This window comes from Archangium violaceum, from assembly GCF_016887565.1.
Lineage (GTDB): Bacteria > Myxococcota > Myxococcia > Myxococcales > Myxococcaceae > Archangium > Archangium violaceum_B.
Genome location: NZ_CP069396.1, coordinates 12,415,029 through 12,430,084 on the forward strand (window position 1 = coordinate 12,415,029; position 15,056 = coordinate 12,430,084).

17 protein-coding genes and 1 pseudogene are annotated in these 15,056 nt (G+C 66.6%); 7 read left to right on the top strand and 11 right to left on the bottom strand.

Annotated elements, in window-relative coordinates; genetic code table 11:
* Positions 1-146: 146 nt before the first annotated feature.
* Positions 147-1,211, top strand: a complete 1,065-nt coding sequence (locus JRI60_RS49585; protein WP_204223138.1) for a cysteine synthase A — start codon at positions 147-149, stop codon at positions 1,209-1,211.
* A gap of 83 nt (positions 1,212-1,294) precedes the next feature.
* Here JRI60_RS49585 and JRI60_RS54900 read toward each other — a convergent pair.
* The 4 genes and pseudogenes from JRI60_RS54900 to JRI60_RS49600 form a co-directional block, all read right to left on the bottom strand.
* Positions 1,295-1,357: pseudogene (locus tag JRI60_RS54900) on the bottom strand (hypothetical protein); the annotation flags it as partial.
* Between the two features lie 331 nt (positions 1,358-1,688).
* Positions 1,689-2,342: a hypothetical protein gene (locus JRI60_RS49590; protein WP_239470195.1), complete on the bottom strand. Its 654-nt coding sequence runs from the start codon at positions 2,340-2,342 to the stop codon at positions 1,689-1,691.
* Between the two features lie 16 nt (positions 2,343-2,358).
* Positions 2,359-3,606 carry a SitA5 family polymorphic toxin gene (gene sitA5 / locus JRI60_RS49595; RefSeq protein ID WP_239470926.1) on the bottom strand — a complete coding sequence of 416 codons (1,248 nt, stop codon included), beginning with the start codon at positions 3,604-3,606 and terminating at the stop codon, positions 2,359-2,361.
* 414 nt (positions 3,607-4,020) lie between these two features.
* Complete coding sequence (locus JRI60_RS49600; RefSeq protein WP_204223140.1) at positions 4,021-4,653, bottom strand: glutathione S-transferase family protein; 633 nt, start codon at positions 4,651-4,653, stop codon at positions 4,021-4,023.
* 170 nt (positions 4,654-4,823) lie between these two features.
* Between JRI60_RS49600 and JRI60_RS49605 the strand changes: the two genes are divergently transcribed.
* Together JRI60_RS49605 and JRI60_RS49610 are read left to right on the top strand one after the other, a co-directional pair.
* Positions 4,824-5,699, top strand: a complete 876-nt coding sequence (locus tag JRI60_RS49605) for a methylated-DNA--[protein]-cysteine S-methyltransferase (RefSeq protein ID WP_204223141.1) — start codon at positions 4,824-4,826, stop codon at positions 5,697-5,699.
* 135 nt (positions 5,700-5,834) lie between these two features.
* Positions 5,835-6,953, top strand: coding sequence for an aldo/keto reductase (locus JRI60_RS49610; RefSeq protein ID WP_204223142.1), 1,119 nt, complete (start codon positions 5,835-5,837; stop codon positions 6,951-6,953).
* A 128-nt stretch (positions 6,954-7,081) separates the two neighbouring features.
* Here JRI60_RS49610 and JRI60_RS49615 read toward each other — a convergent pair whose 3' ends face one another.
* The 5 genes from JRI60_RS49615 to JRI60_RS49635 form a co-directional block, all read right to left on the bottom strand.
* On the bottom strand, positions 7,082-7,510 hold the full coding sequence (locus JRI60_RS49615; RefSeq protein ID WP_204223143.1) for a DUF1801 domain-containing protein: 429 nt from the start codon (positions 7,508-7,510) through the stop codon (positions 7,082-7,084).
* 66 nt (positions 7,511-7,576) lie between these two features.
* A complete protein-coding gene (locus JRI60_RS49620; RefSeq protein WP_204223144.1) occupies positions 7,577-7,999 on the bottom strand; it encodes a DoxX family protein in 423 nt (140 codons plus the stop codon).
* A gap of 43 nt (positions 8,000-8,042) precedes the next feature.
* Positions 8,043-8,585, bottom strand: a complete 543-nt coding sequence (locus tag JRI60_RS49625; RefSeq protein WP_204223145.1) for an SRPBCC family protein — start codon at positions 8,583-8,585, stop codon at positions 8,043-8,045.
* On the bottom strand, positions 8,582-8,914 hold the full coding sequence (locus JRI60_RS49630; protein WP_204223146.1) for an ArsR/SmtB family transcription factor: 333 nt from the start codon (positions 8,912-8,914) through the stop codon (positions 8,582-8,584). The genes JRI60_RS49625 and JRI60_RS49630 overlap by 4 nt, the downstream gene beginning before the upstream one ends.
* Positions 8,915-9,254: 340 nt before the next feature.
* On the bottom strand, positions 9,255-9,893 hold the full coding sequence (locus JRI60_RS49635; RefSeq protein ID WP_204223147.1) for a glutathione binding-like protein: 639 nt from the start codon (positions 9,891-9,893) through the stop codon (positions 9,255-9,257).
* Between the two features lie 104 nt (positions 9,894-9,997).
* Between JRI60_RS49635 and JRI60_RS49640 the strand changes: the two genes are divergently transcribed.
* Entirely contained in the window at positions 9,998-10,927 is a 930-nt protein-coding gene (locus JRI60_RS49640) for a LysR family transcriptional regulator (protein ID WP_204223148.1), read from the top strand.
* A gap of 213 nt (positions 10,928-11,140) precedes the next feature.
* Here JRI60_RS49640 and JRI60_RS49650 read toward each other — a convergent pair whose 3' ends face one another.
* A complete protein-coding gene (locus tag JRI60_RS49650) occupies positions 11,141-11,431 on the bottom strand; it encodes a hypothetical protein (RefSeq protein ID WP_204223149.1) in 291 nt (96 codons plus the stop codon).
* A 103-nt stretch (positions 11,432-11,534) separates the two neighbouring features.
* Entirely contained in the window at positions 11,535-11,915 is a 381-nt protein-coding gene (locus JRI60_RS54165; RefSeq protein WP_239470196.1) for a hypothetical protein, read from the bottom strand.
* 265 nt (positions 11,916-12,180) lie between these two features.
* Between JRI60_RS54165 and sitA5 (JRI60_RS49660) the strand changes: the two genes are divergently transcribed.
* The 3 genes from sitA5 (JRI60_RS49660) to JRI60_RS49670 all read left to right on the top strand — a co-directional run bounded on the left by sitA5 (JRI60_RS49660) (position 12,181) and on the right by JRI60_RS49670 (position 15,007).
* The gene (gene sitA5 / locus JRI60_RS49660) at positions 12,181-13,608 is read left to right on the top strand and encodes a SitA5 family polymorphic toxin (RefSeq protein ID WP_430384353.1); all 1,428 of its coding nucleotides are present in this window, start codon (positions 12,181-12,183) and stop codon (positions 13,606-13,608) included.
* Complete coding sequence (locus JRI60_RS49665) at positions 13,608-13,958, top strand: DUF2019 domain-containing protein (protein WP_204223151.1); 351 nt, start codon at positions 13,608-13,610, stop codon at positions 13,956-13,958. The genes sitA5 (JRI60_RS49660) and JRI60_RS49665 overlap by 1 nt, the downstream gene beginning before the upstream one ends.
* Before the next feature lie 512 nt (positions 13,959-14,470).
* Complete coding sequence (locus JRI60_RS49670) at positions 14,471-15,007, top strand: hypothetical protein (RefSeq protein WP_430384354.1); 537 nt, start codon at positions 14,471-14,473, stop codon at positions 15,005-15,007.
* Positions 15,008-15,056 lie beyond the last annotated feature (49 nt).

Consider the following 15,056-nt stretch of genomic DNA (forward strand, 5'->3'; position numbering starts at 1 on the left):
GGGGTTGGCGATCCAAAGCGCCCCTCTTTCTATTCAGCTTTCTATTCATCGCCGTGGCGTCGACCTCGCGGACTCGGAGCCATCCCCCGGTCCGTGGCACACCTTGAGCCCGTGGGGGCTCGGGCATTACGGTTCCGGCTGCCCCCATGCACATCCACGACGACGTCATCTCGGCCATCGGAAACACGCCCCTCATCAAGCTCGAGCGCGCCTCCGCGCTGACCGGCTGCACCATCCTCGGCAAGGCCGAGTTCCTCAACCCGGGCCAGTCCGTGAAGGACCGCGCCGCCCTCTTCATCATCCGCGATGCCGTCTCGCGCGGCCTGCTCCGCCCCGGCGGCACCATCGTCGAGGGCACCGCCGGCAATACCGGCATCGGCCTGGCGCTCGTGGGCAACGCGCTCGGCTACCGCACCGTCATCGTCATCCCCGACACCAACAGCCAGGAGAAGAAGGACACGCTCCGGCTCATGGGCTCCGAGCTCATCGAGGTCCCCGCCGTCCCCTACAAGGACCCCAACAACTACGTGAAGGTGTCCGGCCGCCTCGCCGAGGCCCTCAACGCCCGCGAGCCCCACGGCGCCATCTGGGCCAACCAGTTCGACAACGTCGCCAACCGCCAGGCCCATATCGAGACCACGGGCCCCGAAATCTGGCGGCAGACCGAGGGCCGCGTGGATGGTTTCATCTGCGCCGTGGGCTCCGGCGGCACGCTCGCTGGCGTCGGCATGGCCCTCAAGGAGCGCAATCCGAAGATCGTCATCGGACTCGCAGACCCCATGGGTGCCGCGCTCTACCACTGGTACACCCGTGGCGAGCTCAAGGCCGAGGGCTCCTCCATCACCGAGGGCATCGGTCAGGGCCGCATCACCGCCAACCTCGAGGGCGCCCCCATCGACGAGGCCTTCCAGGTCTCCGACGAAGAGGCCCTCCCCATCCTCTTCGACCTCATCGAGCACGAGGGCCTCTTCCTCGGGGGCTCCAGCGCCGTCAACGTCGCCGGTGCGATCCGCCTCGCCCGGAAGATGGGACCGGGGCACACCGTCGTCACCGTGCTGTGCGACTCCGGCAACCGCTACGCGAGCAAGCTCTTCAACGCGCCCTTCCTCCGCTCCAAGGGGCTGCCCGTCCCCCGCTGGCTGGAGCGTGACCCGGAGGCCCCGTCGGCGAGCGCGCTCCTGCGTGACGTGCTGCTCGCCAAGGCCTCTTGAGCCGTATGGAGCACGGCCTTTTCAAGCGGTGCCAGCCTCAAGGGGAGGAGTTCTGGAAAGCGCTCGTAGGTCCGCAGGAGCGCGTCGAGGTGGGAGGGGTTGTCGAGCTCGAGCGGGGCGTCCGTGCTCATAGAAGCGCCGGTCATCGTGCAAGGCACCCTCCCGCCGATCCTCCGTCTCGAGGGCCCAGGCGGCCACCTGTCCAACATCCAGCAGCGCGTGGTGGAAGTCATCGACTGCCCCTGGTAGCCGAGCCGATCGGCGAGCGGACCGAGGTCTGGCGGATCGGCTGCGCGCCCCCACTGCCCGAAGTTGATGGTGCTCGGCGAGTTCGCGCAGGCCGCCGCCGAGGGGAGGAGCGACGTCGGTCTCGATGAGGTGGGGACCCACATGCCTGCCCAGGCCGCCTCCCCAGAGGAACGTGGCAGGGGACCTGGGCTTATGGGCCACTGCTGCTGGGATAGCGGTTGTTCGGGCTCATGAGAGGTATTCGCCTTCGTAGAGACCCAGTGGATCCCAGACGTAATTCTCGATGGGCACCAGGGTCAGGTGACTCATGGCATGGCGCTCGGCGAAGCGCATGAATCGCTCGGAGACGATGAGCACTCCCCAGAGGCCGCGCGGCCGGAACACATCTTCCCCCTTCCAAGTGCCCTCCTCCAAGGTGAGACCAGCGATGGCGTCAGGAGTGATCTTGCGACACCAGGTGCACTGCTTCATGGGCTTGTTGCTCTTGAAGCGGCTCCGCTCCAAGTCCAATGCCGGGGAGCCGTAGACCGGGGTGACGAAGAGATAGCGAGGTGGTGGAGCCGGATGGGGAGCACGCCGCCCGCGGCGTACACGTACTACCTCGACAGGGTGAAAGCCGCTGAGCCCCGTCAAGCCCTCCGCCTTGAAATCTTCGGCGAAGCGCTCGGTGACCAGGAGATCGCCGCCAGGGCCTTCCATGAAATCTCCAAAATCCTTGCCGTGGAGTTCCAGCTCGACCCGATACGGAGGTAGCCAGCTCAACATCCCAACAGGACCCCCGCATTGAGGACAGCTCAGCGCGGGGCCGATATTCGGCTTGACCGTGCTGTACTCGGTGTCGTGCTGGCCTTTGTTCGACTTCTTCAAGACGAAGAAACGCATGGGAGACGAGGGAACGTCAGAAGCCATCGGGGAACCTCGCGCGCATCGCGGGCCGGTTATAGAGCTGACGCAAGAAGGCCTCGAACTCCTCGGGTGTTGCTTCGTCATACCTCTTGAGCCAGGCGATGACTTCGTCATCCACATCGCGATGCCACTGCTGATAGCCGTTGTGAGAAGCCTTGTCGGCAGCTCGTGTGACGAAGCGTGGATCCCTCGCGGTGTAATGGCCTCGGAGTGTGAGATGCCGCTCAAGCTCGTCAGCGATGCGCTTGGAGATGATGTGGTGGAGCTGCCCTCCCGCGCTGGCCGTCTGGCCTGCGCCCTGGCCCTGTACCGCCATAGCGACCGCCGTGGCGGGCAGGGAGATGACCACGGTGCTCCCGACGACAGCCACCTCGCTCACCTGTCCCACGTTCGCCAGGTGGATACCCACCCGTGAGGCTCCCACCACCGCTGCCTTTGGGAAGTGGGGTAGCATCGACAGCCGTGACGCCAGCCACGCGGCGCCCCCCGTCATGCCCTGGCTCACCGCCACCGTCACCGCGAGGACGAAGACGCGCGCCATCTGCGGTCCCACCCGTTGGGCGAATCGCCGGCCGGCCCGCTCCAACTCCAGGGTGGTGGTGGCCCTGTCGCTGGCCCGCTTCAGCTCCCGGCTCGCATCCACCACCTCCAGGAAGCTCTCCACTCCCAGGTATATCAACATCACCGCGGAGACGATGGCTGCGGCCTTGGTGAAGACGGGCTCGGGGTTGGCCGCCAGGACGGCCCAGGTGATGAGGCCCGTGGAGATGAGGGTGTAGAAGAGCTGGGGAGCCAGGGTGTCCTCCACCGCCCGGGAGATGCTCTCTTTCAAGGGGTCGAGCGACAGGCCCAGCGCCATCCCCAGCTTGTCCCACTCACTCAGGCCCACCACGTCGTCGAGCAGGGAGAGGCAGTCCGCCCTGCGTTGGCCCGCCGCGCAGAGGCCGCCGAAGCTCTTGCCCATCAGGTGCTGCCTTCCACTGTCCGTGTCGTCGCCGGGGTAGGAGGCACGCACCAGCCAGCCCTGCCGGGGCGAGCGAAGGGCCAGGGGCGTATTCAGCACCAACCGCGCCAGTGCGTCCTCGAACACTTCGGCGTCCACCTGCACGGACTTACTCGAGGGATGCGGCCTGTACTCCAGGGGCGCCCCTTCCCCCGTGTCCAGCCGCACCACATGCGGAGTGGCGCATCCGGTGGACAGCGCCAACAGCAAGACCGCGACGGTCAGACGAAGTGCCATGACGCGCCCTCCAGCGCGAGCAAGGCTCCAGTCTATGGAAAGGCCATCCCGGGAACCATATGACTGACCCGGAGAAGGAGTTGGAGCAGTTCCGGCTGGAGGTGGAAAGGCTGCGGGCTTGGCGCAAAGGAGGCCCAGGCCCATTTCCAAATCCGCCGCGCGCGTTCGCGGTGCGCTACCTGGCGTACGCGCAGCAGAAGGGCGAAACGGTGAAGGCGGTAGTGGAGAGGCTGGGGGTGTCGGAGCCGACGTTGCAGGCGTGGCGGCGGGGGCAGACGCCCGGCAGAAAGAAGACACTGAGCAGTGGGCGGGGGCCGCACCACTTTTGCCCGTGGTGGTACAGCCGCCGAAGGAGCACGCGCCCTCACCAGGGGCGACTACCTTCGCGGTAGTGTGGCGGGAAGACGGCGATCCTCAGGCGGCTGTCACGTGCGCGTTGGCGGAGTACGGCGCCAGCGCCCCGATGTGGCCGGGCAGGGCCTTCACGCGCTCCAGCCACGCGGACACGGCGGGGGAGCGCTCCAGGGAGAAACCGCCCTCGGGAGCCACGTGCGCGTACGCATACAGCGCGATGTCCGCGACCGTGGGTCGCTCGCCTACGAGGAACGTGCGCCCGCGAAGGTGCCGCTCCAGGGCCGCGAGCGCCTCATGGCCTCGCTCCACGCGCAGACGGAAGACTTCCGGGTAGCGGGACGCGCGGCCCGTCAGGTGCCAGAAGCGCACCGTGCCCACGTTGGGCTCGATACTGTTCTGCTCGAAGAAGAGCCACTGGTCGACCTGGGCGCGCTCGAAGGCATCCTCCGGCAGGAACCGCGTGCCCCGCGCGAGGTAGAGGAGGATGGCGTTGGACTCCGCCAGGAAGCGGCCCGGCTCGGGCTCGAGCACGGGGATGCGCCCGTCGGGATTCTTTCGCCGCAGGAAGTCCTCCGTGCGGCTCTCGCCGGCGAAGATGTCCACGGGCACCAGTTCATAGGGCCTGCCCAGCCAGGAGAGCAGGAGTCGGACCTTGTAGCCATTGGCGGAGGGGAGATAGTCGTAGAGACGCATCGAAGTTCCAGACGTGGGTAGAACGCGCGGCAGGATGGGGAGACCCGCACCGGGCGAGCCACCCGCTTCTTGCGGCATCTGGCGGCGCGAAGGAGCGCAAGAACCGGGTTGCTCCCGCGCGACCTGGCGGCCATACCGGGTACAGGAGCACCCATCCCAGGAGCCGGAGCATGGCGACCAGCGACTACGCCCGAATCGAGCAGGCCATCCTCTACCTCGACGCCCATGCGCGCGAGCAGCCCTCCCTGGACGACGTCGCCGCGCACGTGGGCCTGAGCCCCTTCCACTTCCAGCGCCTCTTCACCCGCTGGGCGGGCATCAGCCCCAAGCGCTTCCTCCAGGTGCACACGTTCGTTTCGGCCCGCCGCCTGCTGGCCGAGCGGCACAGCGTGCTCGACACCTCCTACGCCGTGGGCCTGTCCGGCGGCGGTCGGCTGCACGAGCTCTTCGTCACCCTCACCGCCATGACACCGGGCGAGTTCAAGCTGGGCGGCGAGGGACTCACCGTGCGCTACGGCATCCACCCGTCGCCTTTCGGGGACTGCCTCATCGCCGTCTGTGAGCGTGGCATCTGCGGCCTGCATTTTCTCTCCGACGAGTCCGCGGAGGAGGCCCTGGTGTCGCTGCGTGCGCAGTGGCCGCGTGCCACCTTCATGGAGTCCCGCGATGCGACCGCCACGTGGGCGGAGCGCATCTTCCCCTCGCGGCCCCCGCGCGAGCCCACGCCGCTGTCAGTGCTGGTGAAGGGCACGCCCTTTCAAGTGCAGGTGTGGCAGGCGCTGCTGCGCATCTCCCCGGGCCACGTGGCCACGTATGAGGACCTTGCCCAAGCCATCGGCAACCCGAAAGCGGTGCGAGCGGTGGGCTCGGCGGTGGGAGACAACCCCGTGGCGTTGCTCATCCCCTGCCACCGCGTGTTGCGCAAGACGGGCGTCTTTGGTGACTACCGCTGGGGCCCCGCGCGCAAGAAGGTGATGCTCGCGTGGGAGTCGCTGCGTTACGGCGCGGAGGTCGAGGCCAGCGAAGCGCCGGGAGTCGTGCCTTAGTTCCTGGCGTTCAGGGCAAGAAGCGGGTCGCCCTCAGGAGTGCTTCCCCCTATCTGTAGCGGCAAGACGGGCCCCTGAGAGGGCCTGTCGACACCGCGAAGGCAAGACACCTTGCCAGGGCTCGAGAGCACCCTCATGTCTACCCATCACATTGATTCCCTGACGCAGTACCACCTGCTTGGCCGCTCGGGGCTCCGGGTGAGCCCGCTGGCGCTGGGCACCATGACGTTCGGTACCGACTTCGGCTGGGGCAACCCGGAGAGCACCGCCCATCAAATCCTGGCGCGCTACCTGGAGGCGGGCGGCAACTTCATCGACACCGCGGATGCGTACACCGCCGGCTCGAGCGAGCGCATCATCGGCGATTTCTTCGCGAAGCATGGCAGGCGAGACCAGGCCGTCATCGCCACCAAGTTCACCATGGGCACCTCGCCGGGAGACCCCAACGCGGGCGGCAACGGGCGCAAGAACATCTACCGCGCGCTCGAAGGCTCGCTGCGCCGCCTCAAGACGGACTACGTGGACCTGTACTGGCTCCACGCCTGGGATGGCCTGACGCCCGTGGAAGAGGTGATGCGGACCCTGACCGACCTCGTGCGCGAGGGCAAGGTCCGGTACATCGGCCTCTCCGACGTGCCGGCCTGGTACTTCGCTCGGGCCCAGACGCTGGCCGAGCGCAACGGCTGGGAGCGGGTCTCGGCGCTGCAACTGGAGTATTCGCTCGCCGAGCGCAACATCGAGCGCGAGCACATTCCCGCGGCACTCGAGCTGGGTGCGGCCGTCGTTCCCTGGAGCCCGCTCGCCGGAGGGCTCCTGTCGGGCAAATACACGCGCGAGGGCTCGCGGTTGAAAGGAGAGGGGCGTGCCCACGCGCTCCTGGCCACCGGTCTGCCCATTGCCGACAAGTTCTTGAAGGACCGACCGTGGGCCATCGTCGAGCAGCTCGTCGCCGTGGCGAAGGAGGTGGGGCACCCGCCCGCGCAGGTGGCGCTCAACTGGGTGGCGACTCGCCCCGCGGTGGCCTCCACCATCATCGGCGCGAGCAGGCTGGAGCAGCTCGAGAGCAACCTGCGTGCACTCGACTTCACGCTGCCGCCGACGCTCTCGGCCAGGCTGGAGGCCGCGAGCCGGCCCGAGCTCGTGCATCCCTATGTGTTCTTCGAGGATCCGGTGTTCACCCGGGGCATGTTCACGGGCAACACCGTGGTGCGCGCGGAGCCGGGCTGGTTCCGCGCCAACACCCGCGGCCCGTGAGGCGCATGGCGTGAGATAGGGGCCCGTCGCCAACGCGAAGCACCGAAGCGCTGGACTCCGAGCAAGCCTTCATCGGCAGGGATTGAGCCTGCCCCACGCAACCGGGGCAAGCCCAATCTGCGATGTCGCTAGTCGGACCGCTTGCTGCTCGCTCGCCGGGGCTTCGGCTTGCTCTTGCCCTCGAGATTGAGCACCACTGCAGCGCGGATGAGATCCTTCAAGGCCGCCTCATCGACCTTGTCGCCTTCGTGGATGTCGATGGCGCGCCTGACATTCCCGTCGAGGCTGGAGTTGAATAGACCTGAAGGGTCCTTCAACGCAGCTCCCTTGGGAAAGGTCATCTTGACGACGTTCTTGTACGTCTCTCCCGTGCAGACGATGCCGCCGTGGGACCAGACGGGAGTCCCCATCCACTTCCACTCTTCGACGATCTCAGGGTCTGCCTCGTGTATGAGCTCGCGCACTTTCGCGAGCATCTTCCCGCGCCAGTCCCCAAGTTCCCTGATCTTCTCGTCAATCAATGCAGAGGCTGATTCCACCGGGACGGGCCTTTTCATGTATGGCTCCAACTCTCGCACCTATCTAGCTGCGCTCAGCGTGAAACGGGCTCAGCATCGCCGCGGTCAGGCGCTCGCCGGCGAGGCCTGCAGGCGGCGCCAGAAGAAGTACGAGAGCCCCCAGAGCACGCCGGTGGCCGCCGCCCAGCCCCACGCCTCCGGGCCATCGCCCACCGAGATGTGGGCGATGAGCGCCGAGGCGAGGTTGATGGCGAAGCCGGCGTAGGCCCACTCCTTGAGCCGCGCCGGCACCGGCGCAAGCATCAGCACCACGCCGAGGAGCTTGGCCCACGAGAGCTCCACCCGGAAGTAGTCGGGGAAGCCGAGGTGGGTGAACGCCTCCGCCACCTGCGGCAGGCTCAGTTGCGCGTAGGCGGTGAAGCCCATCTGCAGGCAGAAGAGCGCGGTGACGAGCCAATAGACGATGGTATTGGCTTTGGGGGTGATCTTGGCGGCGACGAGGGCCGGCTTCTGCAGGGTCGATTCCATGGGGTTCTTCCTCCACACTTCAACGATTCGGGGCGTTGGGCGGCTAACCGGGGGTCTCAGCGCCGAACTGCTTTGCGTACTCGGCGATCAATCGCTGCCAGCCGCCGAACTTCATGGCCTCGGCGCCGACGATGCGTCCAATCGGCTCACCCGTGAGGAGCCCATCAAGGACGTCGAAGCAGATGTGCCAGCCCGCGGCGCCCCACGAGATGAAGCGGCGATCGATGTTGTGCCAGAGCGTGAGGCGCGTGCCGCTGGCGAGCGGTTCGAGCTCCCACCGGAGGTCGTTGCCACCCCAGCTGTACTCGAGCAGCCTCGGCGCCTCGGCCCGCTTCACGGTGCTCTCAGCGACCTGCGGCGTCGGCGTCCCGACCGTCGAGAGCGTCACCGGCCCCACGGCGGCCAGGTTCCGATTGGCGTCGAACGGCGCCCATTCGGACAGGTGCGCAGGATCGGTCAGCGCCTGCCACACCATCGCCGGCGGATGACGGAGATCTCGGACGAGAATGAGCGTCCACTTCTCGCCGTCCTTCTTGACCCCGGCTCCGGCCGCGGGGCCGGGCACATACCTCTCACGGTTTCTCATGGGTTCTTTCCTTTCCCTGGTGCCTGCCCCATCCGATCCAGATGGCGTTCGAGCGCATCAACGTGGGCCGTCCAGAAGCGCCGGAACGGAGCGAGCCAGGCGTCGACCTCCATGAGCGGCTCGGGCCGGATCCGATAGACGCGCCGCTGGGCTTCGACGCGCGACTCCACGAAGCCGGCCTCGCGCAGCACGCGGAGGTGCTTGGACACCGAAGTTTGAGGCATCCGCAGCTGGCGCTCGATCTCGCCGACGGATCGCTCCGACGACGCCAGCAGGCTGAGGATGGCCCGGCGGTTCGGCTCCGCGATGATCGCGAACGAGGATTCCATGCCACGTATATACTCATCGGTTCATATTCCCGTCAAGTCATATTGCCCGCCACGTTGTCTGCGCCGAGCGAAGCCCGGGCATCCTCACGGCGCGCGCGGCGTGGTCCGTGGATGGCCCCGCGCAGCTCTTCGGGGCGCCTTGACCGTGATGTCGACCAGTCATCCATCCCACGAAGCAGCCGAGCTGACTGCCGCCGGAGAGCCCTGAGCAGCCGCTCGTGACCCAGGGCCTCCTCCGGGAGGAAGAGCCACAGCATGTTCACGGGCAACACCGTGGTGCGCGCGGAGCCGGGCTGGTTCCGCGCCAACACCCGCGGCCCGTGACTGGGGTGGCCCTCGTTCAAGCGGTGGCCTTGTGCCGTGCCCGCTCCTCCGCGTAGAGCGCCCGCTCCTCCGCGAACGCCTTCGCCACGCTCGGCCGGTCCCTCAGGCGCGCGGCGTATGCGCTGATCGCCGGCCACTTCTTCAGGTCGACCGGCGTCACCACGGACCAGTTCAGGACCGTGAACAGGTACGCGTCCGCGACGCTGAAGCGGTCGAGAAGGAACTCGCGACCGGTCAGGTGCTTCTCCAGATAGGAGAGGCGGGATGTACCCTTCTCCAGCGCGTAGGCCTTCGCGCCCTCGGGGGCCTTCGCGTCGAGGAGCGGCCCGAAGAGCGCCTTGTGTAGCTCGGTCCCGATGAAGCACAGCCACTCGTGCAACCGGGCGCGCGCCATGCGGTCCGTCGGCGCGAGCTTCGCCCTGGGGAAGAAGTCGGCCACGTACTGAAGGATCGCCGCGTTCTCCGTGAGGATGTCGCCATCATCGGTGCGGAGGGTCGGGACGAGGCCGAGCGGATGGATGTCCCGGAAGTCCTTCCCGTCGCGCGTGAGCTTCGTCTTCGGGTCGACCTCGATGAACGTGGCGTCCGCGCCGGCCTCGTAGAACGCGATTCGGGCCGCCATCGAACAGGCCAGGGGCGAATAATAGAGTTGCATGGCATTTCCTCCAGGGGTGGGTCTCGTTCCGTTCGCCGGAACGAGCGTCACTCTGCTCATCCCGGGGCAATGCGTCCAACGCATCCTTGGCATAGACTCGATGCATGAACGACATTGCTCCCCCTCCGAGCCCCCGCCTCGACGTGCGCGACCTGCGCGTCGTGCTCGCCCTGGCCTCCGCCGGCAGCACGGCGCAGGCCGCGTCCGTGCTGCACCTCACGCAGCCCGCGGTGAGCCGTGCGCTCCTCGCGGCGGAGGACAAGCTCGGCACGCGCCTCTTCGACCGTACGCCTCGCGGGCTCGTCCCCACCGCGGCGGGGCAGCGCCTCGTCACCGGCGCGACGCGCCTTCTGGTGGAGATGGGCGACCTCGAGCATCTCGTGCGCGCGCCGGTGGCTCCGCCCACGCGCCTCCGCCTCGTTTGCGAGTGCTACACCGTGTACCACTGGCTCCCGTCCACGCTCATGAGACTGCGCAAGAGCCTGCCGGAGCTCGAGGTCGCGCTGGCGGTGGAGCACACGTACGCTCCCGTCGCGGCGCTCGAGGCCGGGGAGATAGACGTCGCGCTCGTCACGACGTTGGTGGTCCCACGCGGCAGGCTCGAGGAGCGCCGGATCTTCTCCGATGAGGTCGTGTTCATCATGTCGGCGTCGCATCCGCTCGCGGCGCGCAAGACGCTCACGCCCGCGGACCTGTGCGAGAACACGCTCCTCATCGGGCAGGGCGCGCCGGCGGAGTCGCACTGGTTCATGGCGAGCGTGTTCGGCCGGGCGAGGCCGAGGCTTCGCTTCGAGCGGCTGCCGCTCACGGAGGCGATCCTCGACGTGACACGTGCGGGCATGGGCATCGCGGTGCTCTCCGAGTGGATCGCCAGCCCCCACCTCGGCAAGGGGGAGCTCGTCGCGAAGCGTCTCGCGTCGGGACCTCTTCTGCGGCCCTGGCGCCTCGCGTGGCGGCGGGAGGTCGATGACGCCGCGCTCCGCCTCCTGTCCGCGCTCGAGGCCACGGCGCCCCGAGGGCTTCTGGCTGGCTGAGGAGCAGTCTGGGTCATGGGCTGGAGGCGAGGTACTCGGAGGCTTCGATCAGATTGGCGTCCAGATCCCGAAAATACACCGAGAGGATCGGAAAGGAACTGCTGGTGACGGCCGGCGCGGGCGGTAGCAACAGCGCACGAGCCCGACTGTGGAAGGCGGAGTTACAGCGACTCGCCAATCATCCAAACTGAAAATTTATTTTTGCGCGCCTCCTTACGGCGAAGACAGAGGTAACTGACACACCAGGTCGATACCTCGATAAGAGGGGCTGTAGTAGCGCGACCCATCGGGAAAGGCGTGAGAGTACGACCATGAAACCCCGGGCGTGCAGTGCTCCACCAGGTAGGGAATCCGCCAGGTGATCGGATCATGAACGTTGGACCAGGCCATCCCTTGCTCCACCGCGCCACACCAGCTGCTGGCGCGCATCTCGGGGATGTCGCCCAGTCCCGACCAGGTGTTGGAGAAGTAGACCAGCCGTTGGCCGGAAGGACACTCCGTCAAACTGGTATCGGGATAGACGATTTCACAAATTGTGCCCCAGACCAATCCTGAGCAATGAGCACAGCGCCGCTACGCACAGGAACCGGCGTACATCTCGGTGCTGTCACTCCCCCTGCGTGAAGACGGTGGCGACAAGGTTGAGCAGTCCGAACAGGTCCGCGAGCCGGCCCAAGGCAGGTGCCTTCTCCACCACCAGCGCGACATAGGGCACGGGGTGCATCACGCTGGCACCCCAATCCGGCGAGAGCGGCGCCCTGGACCTGCGCGCCCTGTCCACGTTGCGAGAGGCGGCGGCTGGTACGCCGCCTCTCCAGCGCTCCACCAGCGACAGCCCGATGCCGAAGCCCTCCCTGCCGGACTCGACACGGCCGAAGCCGGCGCCGGTGTCCGAGAGGGTCCACGCCGTGGGCTCGATGTCGATGACGATGCGCCCTTCGCTCGTGTAGGCCAGGGCGTTCTTGACCGCGCAGCCCTCCCGTGCCAACCAGACTGCCCCTGCACCCTCAAGCTGTGGGAGGCAGAGGGGCCCCGCACCGTCCCCTCGGGAACGTCACGTTCCCGCCTGTAGAACAAGGAGGCGAGCGCGAGTGAGTAGTGCCGCCGCCCCGTGCGGCCCGAGGGAAGCGCAACCTAACCAATGGGTTTTCGGCACCTCACCAGACCCGACGGCTTGACCTGGCTATCAGCCGTTTTTTGTAATCGGCGGGTTTGGCTTTCAACTCGGGCGGCTCGCCCGGAGAGGTGCGGAAATGTCTAGGTGTTTTGTCGATACTCGCCCCGTGGGCACTCAGCGGCCCTTGCGCGTGGGGGCGCTGGCCCTGGCGGCGCTGATGCTGGTTACAGCGTGCGCCACAGGGGCCCCCATGGGCGCGGCGCACCGTTCCTCCCCGAGCGTGCCGCACGACCAGCCTGAATCGTGGGCGCTGGAGTCGGAAGCCGAGGGCGGGAGCCAGGAAGAGGCTATCTTTACCAAGCTGCCAACGGACTTCGTGCCGGTGCAGGTGAGCGACGCCGAGTTTTCGGTGGCCATGGCAAACCTTTGGCTTGACATGCCGCTTCGGGTGGCCGCGTCCCGCCCCCCTCTGTATGTCGGGCGTAGGCTGGCGTTGGCTTCCGCGCCCTTGAGCGGCGAAGCGTGGCAATCAGACCTGGCCCGGTCCTATGGGCAATTTTGCGAGCGGTGCGGCACTCCAGGGGATTGCCTGACATTGTTTGAGGACGGGTCGCGCCTCCAAGACGACGACAAGCGCAGCCTTGCGCTTGCCCTGGCGGTAAGGCCAGCCCTGGAAGGCGTAAACGCGGAAGTTCGAGCCATGCTCAACCCTACGCAAATGCTCGCAATGCTTAGCATTAGCATCACGGTTTATATGGCGCTGCTGGTGGCGCCAGTGCCCGAGCCGGTGACAAAGGGCGCGGCCCTGGTGTTTAGCGCCGCCTTGTGGGGTTATCTCGGTTATGAATTCTTCGACCTGCTGCGGGCGTATGCGCAACTTTACGAAAATGCACCCCGGGCCTCTACCTTTGCGGAGTTGCGCGAGATTGGCGAGCGTTTCGGACGTGTCATCGGTCCCAACAGTGTGCGGATTCTCGTAATCGTGGGGACGGCGGCGATAGGTGAAACGGCGGCGCTCGCTTCCAGGGCCCCAAAGCTCCCCGGATTTGCCCAAGCGTCGGAGAGAGTCGCGGCTAGTGCCGGCTTGGTCCTGCTGGAGACGGCAACCGGAGCCGAGCGCGTCATTGTCTCTGTGCCCGAGGGGACGATCCGCATGGTGTTGGCGCCTCATGCCGTGGCCATGGCTGCCCGGGGCGTTGGCGCTGGGAGTCCTGCGCCGAGTCGGGGTAAGTTGCTCCCCAACGGACACAGGGCATGGGGGTCGTACAGTGGTTTCAAGTCGGCCATGGGATCAGCGGGCCCGGGAAAGGAATGGCATCACATCGTGGAGCAGACTCCGGGAAACGTGAATCGATTCGGCGGCGAGGCCCTGCAAAATACCGAGAATGTCATTGCGCTAGACAAAGCGCTGCACGGAAAGGTAAGCGCGTTTTATTCGTCGGTCCAATGGGGTATTACCAAGTCGGGTCTGACGGTCAGGCAGTGGCTTAGTCTTCAATCCTATGAGGCGCAGCGGGAGTTTGGCCTACGTGCCATCGCGAATATCAGCAAGGGAGTTTGGTGATGGAATTGGAGAGCATCGCGGAGGAATTCGCCCGAAACGTGGCTGCGCAGACAGATGCGATCTGGCGTGGCGACCGTAAGGGCGGAAACAAGTATGCGAAGCGATACATTGCCGCTTACAAGAAGTTGCGCGACCACGGCGAGGCGGGGTGGGATGCGCTCGCGACGCTGTTGACGCACTCGCGCATGGATGTTCGAGTCAATGCGGCAATCTGCTTGCTCAGTGATAGACCTGCACAGGCCAAGCCCGTGCTAGAGGAGGCCGCGAAAGGGGAAGGCATGATCCCCTTTGTGGCATCGGAGGCATTGAAACATTGGAACGCGGGCACCTGGAGCTTGGATGTTGATTAGGATTTAAAGGGGCTTGGCCGGTGGAGGCCACTAGGACAGCGCGTCAGCCACGGCGGGCATCTCGGGCCTTGTGGGGGCCGCCAGGGGCCCGGTAGGTAACTTGGGCCGGTGGGGGCCCCCAGGGCTGGGCGGTAGCAGGCCAGGGCATCAGCGCCAGAAGCTGGATTCAGGGGCAGAGGGCTCGCCGCTCTCGCCCGGCGAGGGGCCCAAGGGGACCAACAAAAGGACCAAACCGAACGGACGCGCCTGGACTCGCCGGGACAGATGGGCGCCCCATTTTCAGAGGGAAAACGGGGATGTGCCTCCGGTCCTGAGGGAGGGCGGAGCCGCCCTTCGCGGCTTCGATTCCCGCCGCCTCCACTTCGCTGTAACGCGTCTCACACTACACATCCGGTGCGCTGCCTCGACAAGGTCCGCGGCGATCCACCCGGACGCACGCGCCGCAGGGGATTCTCGACATCCTACGGGAAAAGTAGCATCCTCACCTCGACTTCGGAGGTAACGTGATGGACTTGAGAGTGAGGCAAGAGTTGGAGCGGCTGGGGCTCGAGCTGGACCGGCCCGAGTTGCTCCAGGTGACCATCGAGTTCGGGCCCCAGGGGCAGCCGATACCGCTGGGCGAAGAGGTTCAGGTGATGGACGAGTCATGGACGACGGCCCATGTGAGGCTCGCGCCCATCACCCAGCTCTGGACGACCGCGGAGGTGTCGCCCTTCCTGCTAAGGACGGTCCCGCAGCATGAATCCTTCATGGTCCTGCTGCAGTCGACGGCGCTCATCTACTGCACGTCGATGGGCCAGCCCGAAACGGATGCCGAGTTCGAGCGGATCTACCGCAAGCTCCGCCGGTATCCGGACGCGGAGGACCACCACCCGCTCTTCTCGTACCTGCAAGGGGCGGCGCGCTTGTATCTGTCGCTGAGGGACGTGAGCCGGACCGAGTACGAGGCACTGACCCGCAGGCTCGGCAACCTGGCCGAGCGCTTCTGCTCACACACGGGCAGCACCAACTACCACCGCCAGGTGCTGCATTCCGTGGCCGGGACCTGAGAGCACCCATGCGAACCCCGCGCCCCACCCTGTCTTCTGTCCTGTTCCT